This is a genomic window from Mesorhizobium sp. B2-2-4, assembly GCF_006442375.1.
Classification (GTDB): Bacteria; Pseudomonadota; Alphaproteobacteria; order Rhizobiales; family Rhizobiaceae; genus Mesorhizobium.
Genome location: NZ_VFWB01000009.1, coordinates 62402 through 85967 on the forward strand (window position 1 = coordinate 62402; position 23566 = coordinate 85967).

Consider the following 23566-nt stretch of genomic DNA (forward strand, 5'->3'; position numbering starts at 1 on the left):
CCGCAGGGTGTGCGAGAGCCGCCGAGGAAGGAACCACGGAGATGGCAATGGCAATTTCGATTTTCGGCTGGTGTCGTCAGTTCGGGCCAGAGATTAACGGAGCCATCGCTGCATAGGCGTCTGCCTCAATGAGTATGGACGGTTTCACTCATGCGCAATATGTATGAGGATTAAGCCTGCCGTGGCGCTCACATTTTTGCCCGCATCGCTAAGGCAAGTAATGCTCGTTCAATGACGCTGCTAACGCCGCCCGCCTAAGTGTCGATATCAGGGGATCTGGTCAATGACCGACAACAAGTCAGACGTTACCAAGGATTGGCAAGCGACGCAGGGCCAGAAGTCCTCCGCCACGCGTCTTCGTCTTTTCGCCGCACTCTCGTGGATCGTCGCCATTGGCGGCGAAATCTACGGGATTATGCTGCTTCGCCAGAACAAATTCGATCAGGCACACCTGCCGCTGATCATCGGCCTTCTGGTCGGCATCGCGATTTTCGCAATCGCCGGCAACTTGCTGTGGAAGGCGGCGAACAGGCATGATCCGGCCCGTGCATCCGACACGGCCAGGTTCTTCTTCCAAAACCAGCTCGGCGCAATCATCACGCTGATTGCCTTTCTCCCGCTGGTTTTCCTCATCCTCACCGACAAAAACATGGACCCGCGGACCAAGAAGGTTGCCGGCGGCGTCGGCGCTGCGCTGGCCGTGCTCGCGACGATCATGGGGATCAGCTTCAAACCCCCGTCGGTCGAACAATACACCCAGGATATGAACGCATGCGCAGCCCAGATCAAGTCGGGGCAGCCCACCACTGCCTGTTCGCCCGACGTCGCCGCTCAGGCGCAGGCGATCGCGACGGACACCGCCGCGGTGGCGGCGGCGACGCGAGACGCGAGCCACCCCGCAGGTCAGGACGTCGTCTACTGGATCGCGCCCGAAAACGGAGCCGCGAAGTCCACCGAGCCGCATGTTTTCCACCTCTGCGCAGGCGTGAGTCCGCTGAAGGACAAGACCGTGAATAGTGGCTCCGTGACGGAAGCCTACGCACAGAACGCCGTCCGCATCACGAAGCAGATCGATATGGAACAGAAGCAGTGCGGGTTCACTGCCACAACCAGCACCAATTGAACCTGCCTGCGCTCGATCGCGTCCAGCCGTTGGTCTTGTCGAGAGAGGCGCGCAAGCGCAGATTCAGTATCGACTCGCCGGAGCAACGCTATTGGGCATGGCTCAGAGCCCTAGCAGTCCGCATCGCGTTGCTTGCCAACAGTGACGGCCCGATGTCTCGGTCGAGCGTAAAGCGCTCGCAACGCTCGCCGTCGGACTCGTCGATGAAGCTCTCGACATGTTTGAATCCAAGCTTCGCAAATATCCGCACCGAGGCAAAATTGCGCGCCGCCGCTTCGCCCGTCACCCGTTCAAGCGCCAGAGTTTCGAAAGCGTAGCGGAGAACTTCGCGCGCCGCCTCGCTGCCCAGTCCGTGCCCCCAATGCGCACGCGCGAGCACAAATCCCAATGCGGCTGCCTTGGCGTCGGTTGCGCCGAAGGACAGGGTTATTGTCCCGATCGCTTCCGAAACTCCTACTTGATCTATGGACCACTGGATCGCCGTACCGTCAGCGAAACGCTGACGCGAACGGGCGAACCATCGCTCGCCCGCGCTTATGTCGTCGGGAACAGGATCGCCGGCAAGAGAGGCGGATTCGACATCCGTCGCGCGCGCAAACCATGCCGGGATATCCCGTTTTCTCGGCGCCCGAAGCACGAGCCTTGGTGTCGTGAGCTTGGGAAATCGGACAGTTTCCATCGAAGCATTTTCCACCTGAGGCGGCGCCAATGATAGCCGGAAAGCGGCAATCATAAGCAGCCGGCAAGCCCCCCGGAAAGCCGTCGGCAAGGCAGGCCGTCAACCCGCCAGGCGTCGGTCGCGCGATATGGAAAGTCCCGCGAGAAGCGGAGCGTACGCGGCGAGCCTGCGGGATACGAATTCCGTGAAGAGCCGCACGCGCTTCGTCTTGCGTGTCTCCCCCTGCGTGAGAAGCCAGAGCGTTCCGTACATGTGCAGGTCGGTACCCGGCACCCTCACCAGCAGGGGGTCGGCATCTCCGACGAAGCACGGCAGTGTCGTGATCCCGAGCCCTTGCCGTACCGCAACGATCTGTGCCTCGGCGTCCGTGGTCCTGAATGGAACCTCCGTGGTGCGAACCTCGCCCTCGCGAGCCCAGTCCGGAATTCCATGAATGCTTATGACGATCCACCGGACGGGATCGGGCGCGCCCGCATGCCAGGCGGCGAGTCGATCGCGGGACATATAGACGCCGCCGAACAACTCTGGCCCCTTCAGGCCGTGAAGATTGAGCGGCAGGGTTTTGCGGTCATAGACGACGCGGATCGCCACGTCGGCCTCTCGGTTGGTCAGATTTGCCAGCTCCCCGGACGACAAGACGTCCATCTCGATGTCCGGATGCAGACGCGCGAACTCGGCGAAATCAGGCATGAGCAGGTGTGTCGCAAGGGTCGGAGCCAATGTCACCCGCAGAAGCCCGCGCACGCTCTGGTCGCGCCCGAAGACGCGTGTCTCCAACTGGTGCGACGACGCTTCCATCTGGTTCGCGAGCTCGAGCACCTCCTCGCCCGCAGCCGTCAGGCGGTAGCCCGAAGGCAGCTTTTCGAACATCTGCGCCCCAAGGCGTTCCTCGAGCTGTCCAACGCGTCGCAGCACGGTCGAGTGGTTCACACCGAGGCGCTCGCCGGCGGCCCGCACCGAGCCTCCGCGCGCCACGGCCAGAAAATAGCGAACATCATCCCAGTCGATCATGGCGCGATCCCGCACCGCGCGGTGCGCTTTCCAAAGCCCGTATCCAACGCAGTCGTACAGCAGTGTGGGCAGTTATCATAGCTTATGTCGACGAGCGCGGCCCAATTCCGAACGACGGACACCAATTCGTCGCGGCTGGCGGCAGTCGTCCGACCGGATCGATTTTGCACCACCGATGTGCGCACTTCCGCACTCAAAGCCTGACCCCTGCAGACTTATTTCCAGGCTCTCGGGGTTCTTCCCGAACGATCAAAGGCAGAGCCTGGAAGGAAAAGTCATGGGAAAGCTAAACGGGAAGGTTGCAGTCATCACCGGCGGCGCTACCGGCATCGGCCGCGCCGCGGCAAAGCGCTTCATCGAGGAGGGCGCCTTCGTCTTCATCTTCGGCCGCCGGCAGGAAACGCTCGACGCGGCTCTGGCCGAGCTCGGGCCCAATGCCCGCGCGGTGACGGGCTCGGTCTCGGATGAGGCCGACCTCAACCGACTCTACGCGACGGTGAAGGCCGAGCGCGGAACCCTCGACATCGTCTTCGCCAATGCCGGGGCGGGAAGCCAGCTTGCGCTCGGCGAGATCACCGCCGAGCACATCGACCAAACCTTCGACACCAATGTGAAGGGTACGATCTTCACTGTCCAGAAGGCGCTGCCGCTGATGGGCCAGGGCGGTTCGATAATCCTGACCGGATCGAGCGCCGGCACCACGGGCGCCGCGGCAATGAGCGCCTACAGCGCGAGCAAGGCGGCAGTGCGCAACCTCGCGCGGACCTGGGCAGAGGACCTGAAGGGCACCGGCATCCGGGTCAACGTGCTATCGCCCGGGGCGACCGCCACCGAACTCGCGAAGGAAGCGCTGGGCGAGGAGGGCCAGAAGGTCTTCGCCGCGATGACGCCGCTCCAGCGAATGGCCGATCCGGCGGAGATCGGCGCCGTCGCCGCCTTTCTCGCGTCGTCGGACAGCAGCTTCATGACCGCCAGCGAGGTCGCCGTCGACGGTGGCCTTGCGCAACTCTGACGCGCCACGCCCGGCCGGCACTCCATTCAACTAACCAGCGCCGTTGAGGGCCGGGAATCGACATCAACACGGATCGGAGAAGTATTATGAGCTATGCAATTGTAGGATTCGGCAAGATAGGCCAGGCCCTCGCCCAGGCCTTCGCCCGTAAGAACATCAAGGTGGCCGTCGCGAGCCGCCGGCCGCCCGAGGCATTGGCGTCGCAGGCTCGGGCGATTGGACCCACGGTCATCGCCAAGTCGCTGCGGGATGCGCTCGAGGCCGACACAATCATCTTGGCGGTCCCGTTCTGGGAGCATCGCGAGGTCGCGAAGGCCCTGCCAAACTGGGAAGGCAAGACGGTCATCGACGCGATGAACACTTTTGGAGTTCTCCCCGAAGAGCTGGACGGTCTCCCGTCCTCGGCCTTCGTCGCGAAGGCGTTCACCGGCGCCAAGCTCGTCAAAGGGTTCAATCACCTGGCTGCGGCCACCCTGGCTGCCGATCCGATCGTCGAGGGCGGCCACCGCGTGGTTTTCCTGTCGAGCGACGACGAGGACACGACCGCTCCCGTGGCGGCCTTGGCCAAACAACTCGGGTTCGCACCCGTCAAGCTGGGAAAACTCGACGAGGGTGGCGCGCTGGTGCACGCACGCGGCCGCACTTGGGGCCACCTCATCTTCCAGGATTTGTTCAAGAAGGAGCAGTAGTCAATCTACGACCGCGTGATCAACGCCGAGAACTGGTCGCGCGCTAACTTCTTCGAGCAGCGCGCGACCGAATATTTGAAGACCACAAGGTCGCGAAGGCTGGCGTGGGATTGACGGCGTATGGGCGCCGTTCGAAGAGCGGGGAGCGGCCAAGCGTGCGCCATGCGGCGGCCGCAATTGGTCGTAGAGCTTTGGGCTGCGGACTGACCGATTGCGCCGGCAGCAATGCCATGCGGCGGCGCGAAAAGGCACTTGGTTGCTGGGCAACGCCCTAAAAGGGCGGAAGTACCGCGGTCAGTCTAATGATCCCTGACCAGTTGCATGAAAGCCCCTATCGGACGTAGCGTTTGGCGAACCTTCAGACACGCCGCGAAGGATTGCGTGAACGGCTTGTGATCCGAGATCGAAAGCGCCGTCAAACGATCGTCCGGAAGGTACTCGGTCCTGGAAACAATACCGGCGCCAAGGCCGGCGGCGACAGCTTCACGAACGCCGTCGCGTGGAATTTCCATCACCACATTGGGCCGCACGCGATTCCTATCGAGTACCTCTTCCAGTGCGCGCCGTGTCATCGAGCCCGGTTCGCGGAAGATCAGGCGCTGCCCGTCCAGTTCCTCCAACTCGATCTGCTGGCGCCCGCCCCAGGGGTGGTCGCGATGCACGAAGATGATCACTTCATGGCTGCCGAGTTGGACAAGATCGAGACGCGGATCATCATAGTCGCGGCCGATGATGGCGACGTCGACCTCGTAGTTCAGCAATTTGTTATAGATGACATCGGAATTACCGCTCTCGAGGAAGACCTGCATCAGCGGGTATTTCGCGTGGAAGGCACTGAGCAGTTCCATGACAAAGAACGGGCCAACGGTGCCGACGCGCAGCTTGCCCGATATCTGGTTGCCCTCGGCCTGCAGAATGCCGACCGCCTGCTCCTCCAGCGAGAAGATCTGGCGGGCAACGATAAGCAGCGCTTCGCCTGCGTCGGTGAGCTTGAGGCCGCGCGGCGAACGCAGGAAAAGCTGAACGTCGTATGTTTCCTCCAGCGCCTTCACTTGCGTCGTCACCGTCGGCTGACCGACACACAGCAGATCGGCCGCCTTGGTGAAACTCAGTTCGCGTCCCACCGCATAAAATGAACGCAGCTGGCTGAAATTGACGAAATGCAGCTTGTTAGAGCCACTCAACCCGTTTCTCCTCCCTGCGGAACGCTTGCGCCAACCGCATGATCCCTTCGGCTATTTCCGACCGCTCCTCCAGCAGATCGCATAGGACCGTGTAGTGGTTTTTGTCCCGCAGCGAAACCAGTTCGGCATGCTGGCCGGCTGCACGCCAATGTTCGACGAACTGTCGCGACTGCCCCGCAAAGTCCGATGTTTCGGCGGCCCCGACAAAGGCCGTCAACGGGCAAGCCATCGGCCGGCGGCGTATCGGGCTGAGTTTTGCGGCTCGCTCCTGATCCAGCTCCAGAGCCGCATTGAGCGACGTTTCCACCAGAGGCTCGAGATCGAAGATGCCGCTGATCGGCGCACAGGCCGCGAGCGCCACATTCGCGGCGTGGCTCGTCATTGCCAGCATCGCGGCGAGATGCCCTCCCGCCGAATGGCCAGTCGCGATCCAGAACGGCGGCGGCGGCCGGAGCGCTTCCAGGACCATTGGCAGGCAGCCGCGGACGCTTTCGACGATCTCCGCGACGCCGGCAGCCGGCGCAAGCGGGTAGTTGAGCAGCGCCACCGAGAAACCACGCGGCACGAGCGCCGCCGCGACGAACGAATAGCGATCCTTGTCGAGGCTCTGCCAATAGCCGCCGTGAACAAAGACGACCAGCGGCGCGCCGTCACTTCCTGGAAACAAGTCGAAGATCTGGCGAGGATGCGCGCCATAGGGCACGTCGCGGCGGCATGGAAAGGAAGCGCGCGCTGCGGCGCTCGCCTCGTCGAACCGGCGATAAACATGCTCGCGCTCCGGATAACGGTCGCGGAAGACGTAGCCGGCTTCATTGGCAAGCCCCATGCCGCTCACTCGAAGTGGACGACACTGCGAACAGTTTCTCCCGCCCGCATCAGGTCGAAGCCGCGATTGACCTCATCGAGCGCAAGCGTGTGGGTGATCTGCCGGTCCAGATCCAGCCGACCCTCCATATAGAAGTCGATCAGGCGGCCGAGCCCGCTGCGCCCCTTGACGCCGCCGAAATAGCTGCCGCGGATGCTCCTCCCGTAACGGACACCGACCGGCGGAAAGCCCAGTTCCGTACCTGGAGGCTCGACACCGAGCAGCACCGCCGTACCCCAGGCAGGCTGGCAGCAGTCGAAAGCTTGGCGCATGACCGGGACAATGCCGGTGCATTCGAAAGCCACGTCGACGCCGCCGTCCGTCAAGTCGCGGATCGCCTGCACGACCTTTGCGCCTTCGCGGCCGGCATTGACGAAGTCGGTCATGCCGTAGGCTCGGGCAAGCGCGTTCTTGCGATCGGTGACATCAATGCCGATGATAGTCTTGGCGCCCGCCAACCGCGCACCCTGCACGACATTGATGCCGATGCCGCCCAGGCCGAAAACGGCGACGGCGTCGTCTTCGCGAATTTCGGCCAGCGCGGCGCCCACGCCGGTAGTGACGCCACAGCCGAACAGGCAGACTTTATCAAGCGGGGCATCCGGCCGTATTTTGGCCAGTGCGATCTCCGGGACAACCGTATAACGAGACAGTGTCGATGTTCCCATGAAATGATGCACGGGCTGGGTCTCGAATGCGAAACGCGACGTGCCATTCGGCATCACGCCTCTGTCGCGCGTCGGCTTGATCGTCCAGCAGAGATTGGTGCGGCCGCTGCGGCACATCCGGCAATGCATGCACTCGGGACCGTAGAGCGGGATAACGTGATCGCCGGGTTTCAGGTCGTAAACCCCCTCGCCCACCTCGAGCACGCGACCCGCGCCCTCATGGCCCGGGATCAATGGATAGACACAGGTCGCGTTGACGCCTTCCAGCGCGGTCAGATCGGTATGGCAAAGGCCGGAAGCGACAATCTCGACCAGTGCTTCACCATGGCCGGGCGGCGCCACCTGGACCTCTTCGACGGCCAGTGGCTTGTTCGGCTCGAAACAGATCGCGGCGACAGAGCGGATCACAATGCCAGCCTTTCAGGCTGAGCTGCGCCAAATGCCGCAAACCCCTTCCCTGCGAGTTCGGCAGGATTCAGTCGGCCGCCGGTCCTGATCGTCTCGCGAGCGATGCGGATGTCGCGTCCGCAGGCGACGCCGATAGCGCCGACAAGACGCTCCGCATCGGCAAAGTAGGCGAGATAGGTGCGGTCGCCCGGCCTGCCGCGCTCATAGGCGGGTTCCCGATCGCCTGGTATTCCCGCAATCTGGATGTTCAGGTCGTATTGGTCGGTCCAGAACCACGGCACCTCGTCATATGACGCCGGGGTGCCGCAGATCTGTGCGGCGACGATGCCGCCCTGGTCTTCGGCGTTCTTCCAGGATTCGAGCCTCCAGCGCCTACCGAACAGACGATTCTCATGGGAGGCGACGTCCCCGGCGGCGAAGATATCGGGATCGCTGGTCTGGCCGAACTCGTTGACCACGATGCCGTTGTCGACGTCGAGCCCGGCATCGCGGGCGAGCTGATCGTTCGGTGTTCCACCGATGCCGACAAGCACGACGTCGGCCTCGATCTGGGTGCCATCGTTCAGTCGGAGCAATGTCTTGCCACCCAACGGCTCGGAAGCAGCGACCTGCCTGCCGCAGAGAATCCTGACGCCCGCCTGCCGATGAACGCCCGCCAGCCATTGCGACATATAAGGCGGGAGCAGCCTGCTCAGCGGACGATCCGCTGTTTCCAGCACCGTCACGGTCGCACCGCGCTTCACTGCGCTCGCCGCGACTTCCAAACCGATGAGCCCTGCCCCCACCAGCACCACCGAAGAGCCGGGCAGGATGCGGTCGCGCAAGTCGAGCGCGTCCTGAAACGAGCGGAGATAGGCGACCCGGTCCGCGACCGGCTCCAGCGATTCGATGCGGCGCGGCGAGAGCCCGGTCGCGAGCACCAGCTTGCGGTACGACAGCCCGCTGCCATCGGCCAGCATCACCGCCTTGGCCTGCCGGTCGATGCTGGTCGCCTCGGCACCGAGATGAAACCTGACACCGAGCTCGCTCCAGCGAGCCGGCGGCAGAAGATAGGCGTTCGCCGGAACCTCGGCCGCGGTCAGCACGCTCTTCGATAGCGGCGGGCGCTCATATGGCAACTCGTGTTCGATCCCGATCACATCGATCGGGCCAACGAAGCCACCGTGCCGCAGCCGCTCGGCGGTACGACCGCCGCCATGTCCTGCGCCGACGATCACCACGCCGGCCGTTCGTCCCAAACCAGCCACGGCCGATCAAGCCTCCTGGCCGGCTGGTGCGGCGCCGGGACGATCGTTCTTCAGCACTTCGCGGATTATCTCGCGATGCACCTGGATGTATCCCTTGCTGACGCATTGCAGATGCGGCGAAACCTCACTGTGAAGGTCGCCGAGCGCATGGAACGGCACGGACGAGGCCAAGTGGTGCTCGGCGTGGAACGGCATGTTCCAATAGAGCATCCGCAGGACCGGATTCGCCAGGGTGGTGCGGGTGTTGGCGAGCAGGTTAGGGCTTTCTTCCGCACCGGTATGCTCGGCCATGCGTATGGCGCGCAGCACCGGTTCGCCCATGATGCGCGGTAGCAGCCAGTAGACCAACGCGATCGTGCTTCCGTAGTAGATCGAGAAGACAGCGACGACGACGTAAGCCAAGACCAGCAGCCGGATCTCCAACATCACCTGCTTCCAGACGGATTCCGGCAGGAATTCGCGCTCTTCTTCGGTGAAGCGCCCGATCGAGCCACGCCATAGGGTACCGGCGAGCTTGGGCCAGAAGGACAGGCCGAGTATCTGCCCGAAATAGTCGCGCAGCGAGGTGGGGAACGGCACGATATCGGGATCGTGGTCCTCGTGCTGGGTGTAGGTATGGTGCGCGGCATGGCGGTATTTGAAATACAGAAAGGGCCGGAAGGTGAACGCGGCGACGGCGAAGCCAATGAGGTGATTGATCCAGCGCGAGTGAAAGGCCGTGCCGTGCGAGCATTCGTGCAGCGGTGCAAACAACAGCACGATAACGACGCCGTAGACGAACATCGCCGGTATCTGGAGCCATGGCGTGCCTGACGACAGATAGACGGCGAGAGCGCCAAGCACCAACGCGCTGATGTGCACCGCGAGCCGGACAAGGCCCGGTCCGTTGGTGCGCGTGCGAAGCCTTTTCAGCTTGTCACGCGAAATGATCTCGGGTCCCGTCAGCGGCCAAATCTTGCTGCCGATGCCGCCGATGCCCGCATAGCTGGCAGAATTATCGCCCTGCATGCCGATCCTCCTTCAAATTAATCGTTATCGAGGAGACCTACCGACCCGGATGGGAAATAGAAAATTCATTGTTTCCATACCGTTATCGATCCTGCGTTCAGGCGACGAAACAATGAGCTATCGCCTCGGCCGAGAATTCCTTGCGCTGGAAATGCCCGGTTATCCGACCACGGCTCATGACCAGGATACGGTCGCAAGCGTCCATCATTTCCTGCAGCTCCGTGGTGAGCAGCAGCACCGCTTTGCCTTCATCGGCAAGGCCCTGGATCGCACGCCAGATCTCGAATTTCGCGCCGACATCGACACCCCGCGTCGGATCTTCGGCGATTACGATATCGCCGCCGCGCGCAATCCATTTGCCGATGACGATCTTCTGCTGGTTTCCGCCCGAGAGCTGGGAAGCGGGCTGCGACAGGCCGCTGGCCTTGATAGCAAGCTTGCGCACCAGGTCATTGGCTGATGCATTTTTCCGTCGGCGCTTGAGAAAGCTGCGGCGGCCAAAGCTGCGCAGGACCGTCAGCCCGAGATTGTCGCCGACGCTCATCGGCAGGACCAGCCCCTCACCCTTGCGGTCGGCCGGCATGAAGGCGATGCCGGAAACGATTGCATCGCGCGGTGAGCGAAACGCCACGCTCTTGCCGTGCACAAGAATTTCCCCGCGGTCGATCGATGAGGCGCCGAAGATCGCACGCGCGACGGCTTCACGCTGGCAGCCAAGCAGGCCGGCGATGCCGACGACCTCGCCGGCACGCACCTCAAGGGATATGTCGTCAAACACCCCGGCCTTGCCGATCGCCTTGGTCTCCAGGGCGACGGAACCTTGCCGGCGCTCCTTGTAAGCGCTCTGGCCCGGCTTGTGCTCGCGCCCAACCATCAGAGAGACGAGCGCCGTCTCGTCGAGGTCGGCAACGTCGCGCGTGCCAACGACACGGCCGTCGCGCAGCACGGTCACGCGATCGGCTATGTCCAGCACCTCGCCGAGCCGATGCGAGACATAGACTATGCCGAGGCCACTTGCCTTCAGCTTGCGGATGACGGCAAGCAGGTGACCCACCTGATCATCGTTCAACGAAGCGGTCGGCTCATCGAAAACCAGCACTTTCGGCCGGCTTGCCAGCGCACGGCAGATCTCGACGATCTGCTGCTCGTTCAGACTGAGTTCGCCGACCGGACGCGAGGGATCGAGGCTGACATGGATTTCGTCGAGGAGTTCCCGCGCCATGCAGTTGAGCGCCGCCCGGTTGTTGCGGCCGAGGCGGGCCGCGGGCTCGCGGCCGAGGAAGATGTTCTGGGCGACGCTGAGGTTCGGGCACAGCACCAGTTCCTGGTGGACCAGAGACAGTCGGTTCGCCAACGCGACCGTCGGATCGCTTAACACGACCGGCTGGCCATCGATGCGGATCTCCCCGCTGTCCGGCGCGATCAGGCCGTTCATGACCGACAGCAGCGTCGACTTGCCCGCGCCGTTCTCGCCAACCAGTGCATGCACCTCCCCGGCCTTCAGGTCGAAGGTGACGTCGGCCAGCGCGACCACGCCGGGAAACGTTTTACGGATCGACTGGACCTCGAGCAGCGGGGTATCCATCGCTGTCATCCCGAATGGTATTGGTTGAGCAGGGCGCGATGACGATCCATGTCGCCACGCAAATTCTGATAAATCGAGGACCAGACCTCGAAGAAATCCTGGTAGCGCTCGTGCAGCTTCGGATCCGGGTCGATTGTCTCCTTGATACGCACGATGCTTTCGAGGGGCTCGATCGGCGACTTGTATATGCCAGCCGCAACGCCCGCGAGGATGGCGTCGCCGATGGGCGCTGCTTCGCCGATGTCCGGCACCTTGAGCGGCAGATTCACGACGCTGGCGGTGATCTGGTTCCAGAAACGGCTCTTGGTCGGGCCGCCGTTCAGGATCAGCCCATCGACATTCACGCCGGCCTGATTGGCGATACGCACGTTCGAGTACAGGTCGAATGCAACGCCTTCGATAAGCGACCGAATGAAATGCGCGCGCGTCGTCGTCGGGCGCACGCCGAAGAAGACACCCGCGGCGCTGCTGTTCCAGTTCGGCGACAGCGTATTGCCGAGATACGGCAAATAGAGCAGACCGTCGGAACAGGCGGGCACATGCTTGGCCTGCTCTGTGAAAAGATCGAAGACATTGTGACCCATGCGCTCGGCCAGCCGGAACTCGGAATCCCCGAACTGGTCGCGAAACCATTTCAGCGATGCGCCGGTGAAGGCCATCGGCCCGTCGAACATGGTCAGGCCGGGCAGTACGTGCGGCCATTTCAAGATGCGATATTCGTGGACGTCCTGCTCGGTCGGGATCATGATGCCGAGGTTCGAGCCAGTGCCCATCGAATAATAGGCCTCGCCGGCCTTGGTTACACCAACGCCCAGTGCCGCCGAGCTGATGTCGGTGCCGCCGGCCGCCACGATGGTGCCGGGGCGCAGTCCGGTCTCTTCCGCCGCCTGCCTGGTGACTTCGCCCACCACCTCGTGAGACTGGTATAGGCGTGGGAATTTCTCCAGTGGGATGCCGATCGCCGTAGCAATGGATTCGTTCCAACGCTCCTTCTGGTACTCGTACGCATAGGCCAGGCCGGCGTCACCGGTGTTCATCGTGAAGTTGCCGCACATGCGGTAGGTGCAGTAGCCGGATGGCGACAGGAACTTGTGCGTTGCGTTGAAGATGTGGGGCTCGTGTTTCTTGATCCACAACGCCTTGGGATCGATGAACCATGGGGCGACGCGGTTACCGTTGTTCTTGTTGATGGTCGCCTCGCCGACGCTGCGGCGAATATCCTCGCATTCTTCTTCCGAGCGGGAATCCATCCATATCATCGCCGGACGCAGCGGCTTGCCCTGATCGCTGACCGGCAACGTGACGCCGACCAGGCCAGACAGCGCGATCGCCGCGATGTCGTCGGAAAACCGGCCCTGCTCCAGGCACTGCCTGACGGCTGATACGACCGCCCCCCAATAGTTCGAGGCTTCCTGTTCCGCCCATCCGGGGAACGGATGGAACAACGGATGCTCCTGCGAGCCGAACGCCACCACCTTTCCCGTGTTGGTATCGAGGATCGCCGCCTTGACGTTGGTCGTGCCGATGTCGATGCCGAGCGTTAGATGTCCGCCCATGAAATGCCTCTCCCCATTATGGATGTGTCTTCTTGCGGCTCATCTTCGACAGGCCGACCGATGCGATGAGTGCGATGCCGACCGCCAGGTTCTGATACCAGGTGCCGACGCCCCAGATCGCCAGCAGGTTCAAGCCGGCGGCAAAGGCAACGCTGCCGAGCAACGTGCGCCATGGCGACCCGACGCCCCCTGAAAGCGCTGTTCCACCGATGACGGCGATGGCGATGGCCGTCAGTTCGTAGCCTGCCGCAAGCGGTGCGTCGACCGACTTCAGCCGCGCCGTAAAGACGACGCCGGCAATGGCGGCGCAGAGCCCGCTGATGACGTAGGCCAGCAGTACGTAGCGATCCGTCTTGATGCCGGCATAGAGTGCCGCTTTCTCGTTGCCGCCGATGGCGTAGAGGCGAGCGCCGCGCACAGTTCCGTTGACGAAGGCGATGAGCGCCAAGAGCACCGCGAGGAAGATCAGGAAGCTCACCGGCATACCGAGGATCTTGCTGTCGCCGATCCAGCCATAGAATGGCGCCTTGAGGTAATAGGGATGGCCGTTGGTGAGCACGTAGTTGAAGCCGCGCAGCGCGGTCAACGAGACCAGCGTCATGATGAAGGACGTAACCTTCAAGTAGGCAACGCCGACGCCGTTGATAGCGCCGGCGATGATGCCAGTCGCAAGCGCGATCAGAATCACCGGCACGATCGGCCCCGCATAGGTGTTGCCGCGCACCAACCAGCGGCTGCCCAGCATCGGCCCGATCTCCGCCATCACGACCACGCCGACAATGATCGAAAAGATCATCAGCGCCGCCACGGAGAGGTCGATGCGGCCGGTGAGCAGCACCACCGTCATTCCGAGCGACAGCAGTCCGATGACGGCCACGTTGCGCATCAGGTTTTCGAGATTCAGCGCGGTCAAATAGTATTCGGAGGTCAGCGCGCCGACCAGGAAGATAACAGCGATCAACCAAACGATCGGGTCGCGGAGCAGACCCTGCGGAAATGGGGCTGCACGGGACGACGACGGACCGGACAGTTCAATGGCACTCATTTCGCGATCCCCCGCTGCCGCATGCCGGGCAAGACCACCGCCAGGATGACCGCCGCGGTTACCACCTGCTGCAGGTATATGCTGACGCCAAACTGGTTGAGGAGGTTGTTGACGATACCGATGATGAGGGCGGCAACCAAAGTGCCCGCGATGGAACCTGAACCGCCGGCGAGTGCCGCGCCGCCCAATACCGTCACCGCCAGCACCGAAAGCTCCATGCCTTCAAGCCCGGCAGGATTGATGTAGGACAGCCGTGCGCTCTCCAGCATGCCGGCGAGCGCGGCACAGGCGCCCGAGATGATGAAGACAGTGGTGCGTACGCCTACGACATTGATGCCTGACAGCGCGGCGGCCCTGACGTTCCCGCCGGTGGCGTAGAGTTCGCGACCGAAGATCGAATACTTGGTCAGCGCGATCGCGGCGACGCCGAGAACGACAAGCAGCACGACCGGGACCGGAATGCCGGCGATATTGCCACGGCCAAACCAGAGGTAAGCACTAATGGCTTCGGGATAGAGCGCCTGCCCGCCGGACGCTATGTTGGCGAGCGCGCGACTTATCCCCAGCATGCCAAGCGTAGCGATCAGCGACGGAATGCCCAAGACGGCGACAAGCACGCCGTTCATCAAGCCGACGACCAGCCCGGTGAGAAGCGTAGCGCCGATGACCAGCACCGCCGATCCGGTCGGAATCAGCAGCCCTCCCACGACACAAGAGAGGATGGCCGCGCCGGCGACGGAAAGGTCGATCTCGCCGGTAATGACGACCAGCGTCATGCCATAGGCCATGATGCCGATCGCGGCCACAGCCAGCAGGATCACGTGGATATTGGCAAGGGAAAGAAAGGACGGCGCGATCACCTGCCCGAGGATGACGAGAGCTGCCAGCACCGCCACCCGGCTTATCGCTCCGATGCTCAGATGCCGACAAGCATCGGAAGGCCGTGCCGGCAACGCGGGCTCGACCACTTTTGTCTCAAGAGTATTCATCGTCATGACGCACTCGCCTGCCTTGGATCAGCAACCGCCGCCCCTCCCGCGAGAGGGCCGGCGGTCGTCCTGGGAGCGGATATCAGCCCGAGACCTCCGGGCCATATGCATAGGGCCATTCGTCGGGCGTCAGCGTCTCGATACCTTCGATGTTCATCTTTTCCTTGGTGATCATCGGCAGGTTCGGCGTCATGATAAGCTTGGGCGGCGCTTCGTTGAGGCTCGCCTTGGCGCCGATGTGCATGACGACGGCGCGGATGCCGATGTCGCCGATCAAGGGCGTGTAGGGCGATACCATGTCGATATTGCCGGCCTTGATCTCCTTCAACACCTCGCGGGCGTCGTCGTTGGCGAGTATCATGATCTTCTTGCCGCCCGGCGCGCTGTTCAGCCGGTTGGCTTCGCGGATCGCGTCGAGCGCACCCATGGCCTCCTCGCCGCCGGTGTTGAACGACACCGAGATGTCCTTAAAGGCCTGGAGGGCATCCGCTGTCGATTTGAACGCCAGCGTGCGCTGGCTGTTGGTGTGGTAGTTGGCCAGCACCTTGTAGCCGGCCGTGTTGCCGATCGCTTCGAGGAAAGCACCGGTACGGATCGAGTCCGCGGTGCTGCCGAGATCCTTGCGATTGAATATGATATTGCCGTCCGGAGCAGCATGCTTGAGGTAAAGGCCCTGCTGGAGACCGTTTGCATAGAAGTTGCCCAGAACCTCAGAGCTGATCTGCTCGGACGAGGTGCGGCGGTCGAGGCTGACGACCGGAATGCCCGCGGCGATGGCACGGTCCACGGGCGGGCCCATCGGCGCTTCACGGTTCGGCCACAGCACGATGCCATCATATTGCTTGGCGATCCACGTATCGATCACCTGACCCATCTTGTTGTCGTCGAACTCGGCGTCGATCACCTCCAGTTCGATATTCGGATGGCGCTTGGCTTCCCAGGCGGCGGTGTCGGCGAGGCTGATCAGCCAGGGATGGTTGAAGCCATGGAAGACGAGGCCGATGCGATATTTCTTGCTGGCGTCCAGCACCAGACCTTCAGGCAGCGGCAGATAATCCGTGAAAGGCGCCTTGATCTGCAGCTTGCTGTAAGGGCCGACGAAGCTGGCGCCCATGCCCGGCTTCCAGACGAATCCGCCGGCGAGGTCCCCGACCGGATAGACGTCGAGATAGTCCCGGAAACCGTCCTTTTCGAACAGCGCACTGACGTCGGCATTCGATATGCCCGCCTTGGCTTCGTCGGAGTATTTCTTGATCAGGCCATTGAGAACGGCGTGGACGGAGTCTTCGGCGAAGGCCGGAACTGTCGTCAGCGGTGCAGCAGCGAGAACGGAAAGCGCCGCGGCTGTCTTCAGCAGATGGCGACGTGATAATTTCAGCATTTTAGGTCTCCTCCCATATTTTGGTTTCAGCCCGGGGTATGTCCCGACAAGTTCAAGTCACTCCTCCTTCCACCAGGATGTGGACGTAGCCGTCCGACACCTTGGTTTCGTAGGTCTTCAGCCGCTCGGTGACGGGCGGTGAAAGCGGTGTGCCGGTGGGGATGTGGAACAGTCCCTGATGCAAAGGACACTCCACCGTCTGGCCGTCGATATAGCCTTCCGAAAGGAAGGCGTGGGCGTGCGTGCAAATGCCTGAAGTGGCGTAGAACTTGCCGGCAAGATTAAAAATGGCGATACATACCCCCTGGTGCTCGATGCGCGTCGCATCGTCGACGGAAAGACTGTCGGCACGGATCGCCTGGATCCACTGCCTGCTTTCTGGATTAGTCTGCGCGTCCATGCGCCTCCCCATATCCGTTTTGTTTCGTTTATTTTCGTTCTCTTTCCTTCGCTCGCAAATTCATTGTGGGAATAGAGATATCGATGAACCCCATGCCGAGTGATCGACCACAGGCAAGCAATCGCCGAAAATACAGCTGCATGGCAGCCGGACGCGGCGATATGTCAGGCACGGAGATCTATCGGAGAATTCGAACCGGTCGTGCCCGAGACGATGCGCCAAGCGCCAATCTGGTGATCAGAAATGGCCCTCACGGTCCATTGCGATGCCTCACGCGCCAATTTGCTGTCGGGGATCTTGATCCTGGAAATCACGTTACCATTCATTATTCTGCTCCATCAATTCTCGAGAACGGCCTGGGGCGTATTCCGAAAGCTGATGGCCATTCGGTTGTAGCTGTTCATCAGGCTGATCGCGATCGTCAGGTCGACGAGCTGCTTTTCATCGAAGACGGCACGCACGGCTTCATAGGCGGCGTCCGGAACCCCGGTCTGTGCAACATTGGTCACGCTCTCGGCCCAGCGAAGCGCGGCGCGCTCTCTCTCGCTGAACAGGCTGCCGCCTTCCTGCCAGGCTTGCACCAGCGCGATCTTCTCGATCTTCACGCCCTTCTTGACGAGGTCACGCGTGTGCATGTCAAGGCAATAGGCGCAGTTGTTGATCTGGGAGACCCGCAGATAGACGAGCTCGACCAGTTCGGCAGGCAAGCCGCTCTGGAGAACATAGCCGTAGACGGTGCCGAGCGCCTTGGCGCCGCTCGGGGCGATCTGGTTGTAGTCGAGCCTCTTGGCCATCGTTCCGATCCGTTCAATTGAGGGGAGTAGTGAGGGCCTTGTCGTCGGAATCGACGACGAAGACCGCAAGCAGCTTCGCCGGCCTGGTCTTGCTGGCGTTGCGGCTAACCGAATGGGTTGCGTTGGGCAGCTCCGACCAACTCTCGCCCGCTTTGTAAATGCGGGTCTCGCCATCGTTCACCTTGGACTCGATCTCGCCCGAGACGACATAGGCGAAGATAAAGGCGGACCTGGCATGCCGGTGCGGCTGGGAAGCGGCGCCCGGCGCATAATCGACCTCGACCACGGCCATCGATTTGCCGGGGATGTTCGGGATCACCTGCTCGAACTTCGGCGTGACCGTCTCCGATTGGTCGTCCTGCGCCCAGGCCGGCCCGACGATGGCAATCGCGGCGCAGGCGGCGGTGAAAATGGCACGAATTCGCATTGGCATCTCCTTGCACGGATAGATGCCGGCGAATCGGGCCAGGAAAAAGCACCAAGAACGCAAAAAAAATCGTGTACTGAGGCTTCATGAGCAAGCCGCTGGACCTGGATTTGGACCGCGCCGCCAAGACTTCCCTTGCGGAGCAAATTCGCAAGGGCGTGGCCGTCGCAATCGAGGAAGGCGCGCTGGAACCAGGCGCACGGTTGCCCTCATGGCAGGACCTGGCAGCACAGCTGGGCGTCGCGCGCGGCACTGTCCGGACAGCCTATGAGAAGCTCGCGGCCGCCCAGTTGATCGAGGCAACGCCAGCCGAGGGAACGCGCGTCGCAAAGCGCCCCCGCGCCGTCGCGAGATCCGAGCCGGTGCCGGATGAAGGCTCCTTCATGCGGATTTATCAGGAGATGACGCAGGGTCCCGGCATCTTCCAGATGGGCATCCCCGCAAGCGATATCTTCCCCGCCACCTTGTTCGCGCGGATACGCGCGCACGCCATCCGCGCCGAAGCCGCTGCCGCCGCCCTCTACCCCGATCCTCGCGGCGAACTCGAGTTGAGGCGGGAAATCGCTGGCTACCTCGCCGTAGCACGGGGCATCATCTGTCTGCCGTCGCAGGTCATTATCACTGGAGGTTTCGGTGCGGGGCTCGGCCTGGCGCTATCCGTTCTGAAGCTGGCGGGGGAGACCGCCTGGATCGAGGAGCCCAGTTTCCCATGGACCCGAAAGGGGCTCGAACTCGCCGGTTTGTCTCTCGCTCCGGTCCCGGTCGATTGCAACGGCATCGATCTCGATGACGCACTGTGCCAGCATCCGACCGCGAAGCTTGCCCTGGTCACACCGGGTCAACATGCGCCGCTCGGCTCGACCTTGTCGCTCGAGCGGCGCCTGCGCCTGCTCGAATGGGCAGCTTCGACCCAGGCCTGGGTGATCGAAGACGATTATCTGAGCGAGCTTCAGCTGACCGGCAGGGCCGCGCCGGCGCTCGCGTCGCTCGACCGCGACGGGCGCGTCATTCACATCGGGTCCTTCAGCAAGACAATCAGCCCGACCCTTCGGCTGGGTTTCGCGATCGTGCCGGCCAGCCTCGTATGCGCTTTCGCTGAAGTCGCGGCGTGCTTAGCGCCCGCCCCGGGACCGGCAGTGCAGCTCGCGACCGCCGAATTCATGCGGGAGGGCCACTATATTCGCCATCTCCGCCGCACGAAGCGGGCCTATGTCGCAAGGCGCGCGACGTTGCTCGAGCAGCTTTGGGCGAATGTGAATGCCGACCAGATTGCAACGCCGGGCCTGGCCGTGCTGCTGAAGCTGCCGAGGGAAATATCGGACATTGCGGTGGCGCGCGAGGTTTCGGCCTTCGGGATGTCGCCCGCACCGCTCTCCGCGTGGTATGCGTCGCCCGCCACTGCCGAATCCGGCCTCTTGCTCGGGGTCGCCACCACGCCGGGCAAGAACCTGGCAAAATCCTGTGATCGGCTCTTCGAGGCGATTAGGCGAATCGACGGCGGACAGCCGATTTGAGACTGCTCCAAGTAAGACGTTGCTAGGCAGCGACACTCGTTGAAACAAGCGACCACTGAACGAGGCCGTCTATGGTAACGCGAATCTTCGCCGGCAGCGCCTTTGTCTGCGGCCACAGGACGCTGATCGGCAGTTCGCCGCCTGACAGGCCCTCCAGGACAATCTGAAGGGCCCCGTCTTGAAGATCGCCTTCCACCATCCATGACGGAAGTTGCGTCAGACCGTGTCCTGCCTTAGCGGCCATTAGCACCGTCTCGAAATCCTGCAGTTCATGCTTGACTGGGACGGCCTGCCGCGCTGTCGAGCCGTCGGGTTGCTTCATCAGCCAGGCGATGCGGTTGCCTTGCCGTCGTCCGACGATGCAATCGTGTCCGGCAAGATCGCTCCAGGATCGCGGAACGCCCCGCCGTGCGAGATAGCCAGGTGCTCCGACTATCACCGTCTGCTGGACCCCAATCTGTCGCGCGACGAGGTCGGTCGAATCCTCAAGATTGCCGATACGCACGGCGAGGTCGATGTTTTCGCCGATCAGGTCGACCCGCCGGTCGGTGAAGCTGACATTGAGGTTCAGCGCCGGATAGCGTTTCGCAACCCCTAACAGTACGGGCATGACGTGCAGTCGACCGAACGCCGTCGGGAGATCGATGCGGACTTCGCCGCCAGGCGTGTCCCGCGCGAGCGCGAGGGCGCTCTCGCCACGCTCAAGTTCGTCGAGTGCCGCGACGCAGTGCTCCAGCCAGGCCTCTCCGGCAGGCGTCAAGGTCAGGCGGCGAGTCGTCCGGTGGAGCAGCTTGGAGCCCAAGCGCGCCTCCAGACGCGACACCGCCCGGCCGATCGCGGACTTGGCCATGCCCATTTCCGCCGCAACCGCGGTGAAACTACCGAGCCGAATAACGGCTACGAATTCGGCGATGCCATCGAAACGCGAGTTCATCCGCCTATTGTAGCTTCAGACGCAATAGTGAGTCCACCAGGCCGGCACTAATCTGCTGAGGAGTCCCTTTATATCGTCTGGAGCTTTAATTCTCCACAGGAGCCGCCCCATGCCCTCTCTATTCGATTCCTTCGATCTAGGTCCCGTCCACCTCACGAGCCGCATCGTCATGCCGCCGATGACGCGCACCCGCACCTCCGAGGGTGCTCTTCCGACAGATGGCGACCTCCCGAACGAACTGACCGTCAAATATTACGGTCAGCGAGCTAGCGCCGGCCTGATCATCTCCGAAGTCAACGACGTGGATCAGTCCAGCCACGGCTACGCGCGGATTCCCGGGATTCACTCCGAAGCCCAGAAGCAGGCCTGGCGCCCGGTGACCGAGGAGGTTCATCGTCAGGGCGGCACCATCTTCATGCAGCTGTGGCATGTCGGCCGACTGGCGCATTCCTCGCTTCTGCCGAACGGCCAGGCGCCAGTGGGCGTGACCGCGGAACAGGCCGTCGGCTCAGAGGTGTTCGCCCATGGCCCGGACGGCCGGTTGCGCTTCATGGCGGCAGAGACGCCGAGGCCGCTCAGCACCGAGGAAGTGACGGCCATGGTGGGAACCTTCGCCAAAGCCGCCGCCAATGCGCGGGAGGTCGGGTTTGACGGCATCGAGATCCATGCCGCCAACGGCTATCTGATCGAGCAGTTCATGAACTCGGTGCTCAACACCCGCACCGACCGCTACGGCGGCGGCAGCATGGAAGATCGTGCGCGCTTCCTGATGGAAGTCGTCGACGCGGTCGTGGCGGAATTCGGCGCGGGACGCGTGGGGGTTCGCCTTTCACCGTTCGGCAAATATGGTTCGATGCCCGCTGATCCGCTCGTCGAGGAGATGTTCCTGTACATCGTCGAGCAGCTCGGGCGCCGCGGCGTGGCCTATGCCCATCTGCTGTATGAGCTGCTGCCCGACGGCAACATGGAATCGGCCACGTTCGAGGCGCGCCATCTCGACCATGACATGCTCGCCAAGGCGCGAGCGTCGTTCCCCGGCGCGTTCATCTGGTGCGGCGGCTTCAATGACGTCGAGCGCGCCCAGGCAGCGCTCGCTACCGGGCTGGTGGACCTGATTGCCTATGGCAGGCCGTATATCGCGAACCCGGATCTCGTCGAGCGTCTTCGGAGCGGCTGGCCATTGGCCGTAGCGGACCGGTCCGTCTATTACACCCGCAATGGCGAGGTGGGGTACACGGACTTCCCCACCTATTCGAAGAATGGCGCCGCAAGCAGGGCCGCCTGACACGACGAAAGGCCGAGCAGGAGTCCGGCGCAGCGCCACGCACTCCTGCCGGTCGAGACGACCTCCATGGGTTCCGGCGGAGTCGCCCTGTGCCCGCGCAGATCCTGGATCTGGGTGCGCCTGACCGCCCTTCTTTCACTACAGGCAGAAACATCATGACAAAGCGAACATTTCTCGTCACCGGCGCCAGCAAGGGCATCGGCCGCGCGCTCTCGGCGCGGCTCGCCGCCGACGGTCATCACGTTGTCGGCATCGCTCGTGGCGATGATCCAGCGGACGAGCTTGGCGTGAAGGCCATCGCGAAATGGAAGAGCAGCCCGCCTCGAGGCCATTGGCAGGAGGCGGGCGTGAGGATTAAATATTCGCTTGTGCTAATATAAAAATGACGTAACGTAATGTCCGGCATCTTGAGGATGCGCAACCGTGGGGGAGTACGATGAGAGTTGCTATATTTTGCGCGGCTATCACGATCGCTGCGACTGGTGGCACCATTGCCAAGGAAAAGAAAGTGGTGGTCGGTGATGCTGCGGCCCTGTGCTCTACGAAGCATTCGACCAAGAAGCCGGTGAGAGATCTGGACTGCGGTTTGACTGGCACGGCCAAAATGCCGGATGGAGCAACCCCGGAAAAGCCGCGCCTCGGATACGACACCGATCCGTGGATGGTCATTGGCTTTTAAAGCTGGCTGCAGATAGCCGCCAACTTGCGGCGTGGCCGATGGTCGCCAGGTACTTGGAATGACACTCGTATCAAATTCCAGTACAACCAAACGAATTACCGCAATCCACCAGCAATCCCCAATTGCCGTGAGCCCATCGGGCGCTTGGCGAATTGGGACGTGGTTTCGGCACGACTACCTGCCGACGAAGTAGCTATCTGCGCGCCGATTGTCGCTGATTGTCTATGGAATTTTTTTACTTTTGTTTTCAGTATGTTGCGTCGCAGATTGGCGTATTTTCGGCGGCGTTTGAGTGGGGGTCAGTAATGATCCGGTGGTGGGCCGAACTCGACGATCCTGCCACGATGCATGACAGAGAACCGCTCGCCAAATGGGCGACGACGGCAACATGGCATGGTGCACCGGCTGCATACGATCTGAGGCGTCACGTTTGCACTCACAAAAAGCTCCATCTCGGCCCTGCGATATTCATGGATGAGGCGTAGGTGTGATAGTTGTGGTAAGGGAATGACGCTTTCTTTTCATGGAGATTGCGATGAGGGAGAGAACCATTGAAAGCGGCCTCAGCCCGCAAATGCAGGAGGCCATTCCGATAATTCGACGCGTTTTCAGACAACATGCGCCGAGGCGGCTTGAGCTTGAGCTTACTGCTGGAAAAGAGTGGTATAATCATTCCCGCTGGTCCCTGCATCATTCCGGCAATGCGGTTGATATTAGGACGAAAAAGCTGGCGGATCGCGGGACCGGTATGTTGTCAATCCTTTTAGGATACTTTTTGCAGCAGGAGCTTAACTCTGAACTTGGCAAGGCCAAGTATTTAGTCCTGGTGAACGATCAAGGGCCTATGTTTCCGCATATTCACGTTCAGTATAATCCAGGGGCCAGAATGAGCACACCTGGGGACTATGACGGCAAGCGACGGCGAGCGGTCTAGCCGCCCAAAGGAACTCATTTGCGTGCTTGGTTGCCTTTTGCACGCTAGCGCGGACAAAAGCCTCGCCGCGCTCTTGCGCCATGCCGTGGAAGGCATCCTTCAATCCACCGCGCGGATACAAAGCCGTTTGATGCGCCGGTACCATCCGC

At 62.2% G+C, this 23566-nt stretch carries 23 protein-coding genes and 1 pseudogene; 8 read left to right on the forward strand and 16 right to left on the reverse strand.

Going from position 1 to position 23566, the window contains the following annotated elements; genetic code table 11:
- The first annotated feature begins 283 nt into the window (after positions 1 to 283).
- Entirely contained in the window at positions 284 to 1123 is an 840-nt protein-coding gene (locus FJ959_RS22770) for a hypothetical protein (protein ID WP_140557399.1), read from the forward strand.
- Between the two features lie 88 nt (positions 1124 to 1211).
- On the opposite strand, the gene FJ959_RS22775 is transcribed toward FJ959_RS22770, so the two are convergent.
- Positions 1212 to 1802 (reverse strand): GNAT family N-acetyltransferase, encoded by a 591-nt coding sequence (locus FJ959_RS22775; protein ID WP_140557397.1) that lies wholly within the window; start codon positions 1800 to 1802, stop codon positions 1212 to 1214.
- Positions 1803 to 1901: 99 nt separating this feature from the next.
- Positions 1902 to 2813: a LysR family transcriptional regulator gene (locus FJ959_RS22780; protein WP_140557395.1), complete on the reverse strand. Its 912-nt coding sequence runs from the start codon at positions 2811 to 2813 to the stop codon at positions 1902 to 1904.
- A gap of 277 nt (positions 2814 to 3090) precedes the next feature.
- Here FJ959_RS22780 and FJ959_RS22785 point away from each other — a divergent pair, with 277 nt between their 5' ends.
- On the forward strand, positions 3091 to 3825 hold the full coding sequence (locus FJ959_RS22785; RefSeq protein WP_140560464.1) for an SDR family oxidoreductase: 735 nt from the start codon (positions 3091 to 3093) through the stop codon (positions 3823 to 3825).
- Positions 3826 to 3908: 83 nt separating this feature from the next.
- Positions 3909 to 4514, forward strand: a complete 606-nt coding sequence (locus FJ959_RS22790) for an NADPH-dependent F420 reductase (protein ID WP_281405879.1) — start codon at positions 3909 to 3911, stop codon at positions 4512 to 4514.
- 299 nt (positions 4515 to 4813) lie between these two features.
- On the opposite strand, the gene FJ959_RS22795 is transcribed toward FJ959_RS22790, so the two are convergent.
- The 13 genes from FJ959_RS22795 to FJ959_RS22855 all read right to left on the reverse strand — a co-directional run bounded on the left by FJ959_RS22795 (position 4814) and on the right by FJ959_RS22855 (position 18071).
- A complete protein-coding gene (locus FJ959_RS22795; RefSeq protein WP_140632198.1) occupies positions 4814 to 5698 on the reverse strand; it encodes a LysR substrate-binding domain-containing protein in 885 nt (294 codons plus the stop codon).
- The gene (locus FJ959_RS22800) at positions 5685 to 6524 is read right to left on the reverse strand and encodes an alpha/beta hydrolase (protein WP_140632201.1); all 840 of its coding nucleotides are present in this window, start codon (positions 6522 to 6524) and stop codon (positions 5685 to 5687) included. The genes FJ959_RS22795 and FJ959_RS22800 overlap by 14 nt, the downstream gene beginning before the upstream one ends.
- 5 nt (positions 6525 to 6529) lie before the next feature.
- Positions 6530 to 7636, reverse strand: a complete 1107-nt coding sequence (locus FJ959_RS22805; protein WP_181165318.1) for a zinc-binding dehydrogenase — start codon at positions 7634 to 7636, stop codon at positions 6530 to 6532.
- On the reverse strand, positions 7636 to 8886 hold the full coding sequence (locus FJ959_RS22810; protein ID WP_140581057.1) for an FAD-dependent oxidoreductase: 1251 nt from the start codon (positions 8884 to 8886) through the stop codon (positions 7636 to 7638). Before FJ959_RS22810 ends, FJ959_RS22805 begins: the two co-directional genes overlap by 1 nt.
- Positions 8887 to 8892: 6 nt before the next feature.
- Positions 8893 to 9894 (reverse strand): fatty acid desaturase, encoded by a 1002-nt coding sequence (locus FJ959_RS22815; RefSeq protein ID WP_140581060.1) that lies wholly within the window; start codon positions 9892 to 9894, stop codon positions 8893 to 8895.
- A gap of 97 nt (positions 9895 to 9991) precedes the next feature.
- The gene (locus FJ959_RS22820) at positions 9992 to 11479 is read right to left on the reverse strand and encodes a sugar ABC transporter ATP-binding protein (protein ID WP_181170011.1); all 1488 of its coding nucleotides are present in this window, start codon (positions 11477 to 11479) and stop codon (positions 9992 to 9994) included.
- A 5-nt stretch (positions 11480 to 11484) separates the two neighbouring features.
- A complete protein-coding gene (locus tag FJ959_RS22825; protein WP_140581066.1) occupies positions 11485 to 13035 on the reverse strand; it encodes an FGGY family carbohydrate kinase in 1551 nt (516 codons plus the stop codon).
- Between the two features lie 16 nt (positions 13036 to 13051).
- Positions 13052 to 14080: an ABC transporter permease gene (locus FJ959_RS22830; protein ID WP_140632206.1), complete on the reverse strand. Its 1029-nt coding sequence runs from the start codon at positions 14078 to 14080 to the stop codon at positions 13052 to 13054.
- Positions 14077 to 15075, reverse strand: a complete 999-nt coding sequence (locus FJ959_RS22835; protein WP_140632209.1) for an ABC transporter permease — start codon at positions 15073 to 15075, stop codon at positions 14077 to 14079. The genes FJ959_RS22830 and FJ959_RS22835 overlap by 4 nt, the downstream gene beginning before the upstream one ends.
- A gap of 76 nt (positions 15076 to 15151) precedes the next feature.
- A complete protein-coding gene (locus FJ959_RS22840; RefSeq protein ID WP_140632212.1) occupies positions 15152 to 16450 on the reverse strand; it encodes a sugar ABC transporter substrate-binding protein in 1299 nt (432 codons plus the stop codon).
- Between the two features lie 52 nt (positions 16451 to 16502).
- Complete coding sequence (locus FJ959_RS22845) at positions 16503 to 16850, reverse strand: non-heme iron oxygenase ferredoxin subunit (RefSeq protein ID WP_181165314.1); 348 nt, start codon at positions 16848 to 16850, stop codon at positions 16503 to 16505.
- Positions 16851 to 17188: 338 nt separating this feature from the next.
- Entirely contained in the window at positions 17189 to 17644 is a 456-nt protein-coding gene (locus FJ959_RS22850; protein WP_140498278.1) for a carboxymuconolactone decarboxylase family protein, read from the reverse strand.
- A 13-nt stretch (positions 17645 to 17657) separates the two neighbouring features.
- A complete protein-coding gene (locus FJ959_RS22855; RefSeq protein ID WP_140632215.1) occupies positions 17658 to 18071 on the reverse strand; it encodes a cupin domain-containing protein in 414 nt (137 codons plus the stop codon).
- 86 nt (positions 18072 to 18157) lie between these two features.
- Here FJ959_RS22855 and FJ959_RS22860 point away from each other — a divergent pair, with 86 nt between their 5' ends.
- Positions 18158 to 19585, forward strand: a complete 1428-nt coding sequence (locus tag FJ959_RS22860; protein ID WP_140632217.1) for a PLP-dependent aminotransferase family protein — start codon at positions 18158 to 18160, stop codon at positions 19583 to 19585.
- Positions 19586 to 19607: 22 nt separating this feature from the next.
- Here FJ959_RS22860 and FJ959_RS22865 read toward each other — a convergent pair whose 3' ends face one another.
- On the reverse strand, positions 19608 to 20519 hold the full coding sequence (locus FJ959_RS22865) for a LysR family transcriptional regulator (protein WP_140498281.1): 912 nt from the start codon (positions 20517 to 20519) through the stop codon (positions 19608 to 19610).
- 109 nt (positions 20520 to 20628) lie between these two features.
- Between FJ959_RS22865 and FJ959_RS22870 the strand changes: the two genes are divergently transcribed.
- The 4 genes and pseudogenes from FJ959_RS22870 (at position 20629) to FJ959_RS22885 (ending at position 23417) form a co-directional block, all read left to right on the forward strand.
- Positions 20629 to 21804 (forward strand): alkene reductase, encoded by a 1176-nt coding sequence (locus tag FJ959_RS22870; protein WP_140632219.1) that lies wholly within the window; start codon positions 20629 to 20631, stop codon positions 21802 to 21804.
- A 155-nt stretch (positions 21805 to 21959) separates the two neighbouring features.
- Positions 21960 to 22076, forward strand: a pseudogene (locus tag FJ959_RS22875) (SDR family NAD(P)-dependent oxidoreductase); the annotation flags it as partial.
- Positions 22077 to 22240: 164 nt separating this feature from the next.
- Positions 22241 to 22483, forward strand: coding sequence for a hypothetical protein (locus FJ959_RS22880; protein ID WP_140632222.1), 243 nt, complete (start codon positions 22241 to 22243; stop codon positions 22481 to 22483).
- A gap of 535 nt (positions 22484 to 23018) precedes the next feature.
- Positions 23019 to 23417 (forward strand): hypothetical protein, encoded by a 399-nt coding sequence (locus FJ959_RS22885; protein WP_140498284.1) that lies wholly within the window; start codon positions 23019 to 23021, stop codon positions 23415 to 23417.
- Positions 23418 to 23566 lie beyond the last annotated feature (149 nt).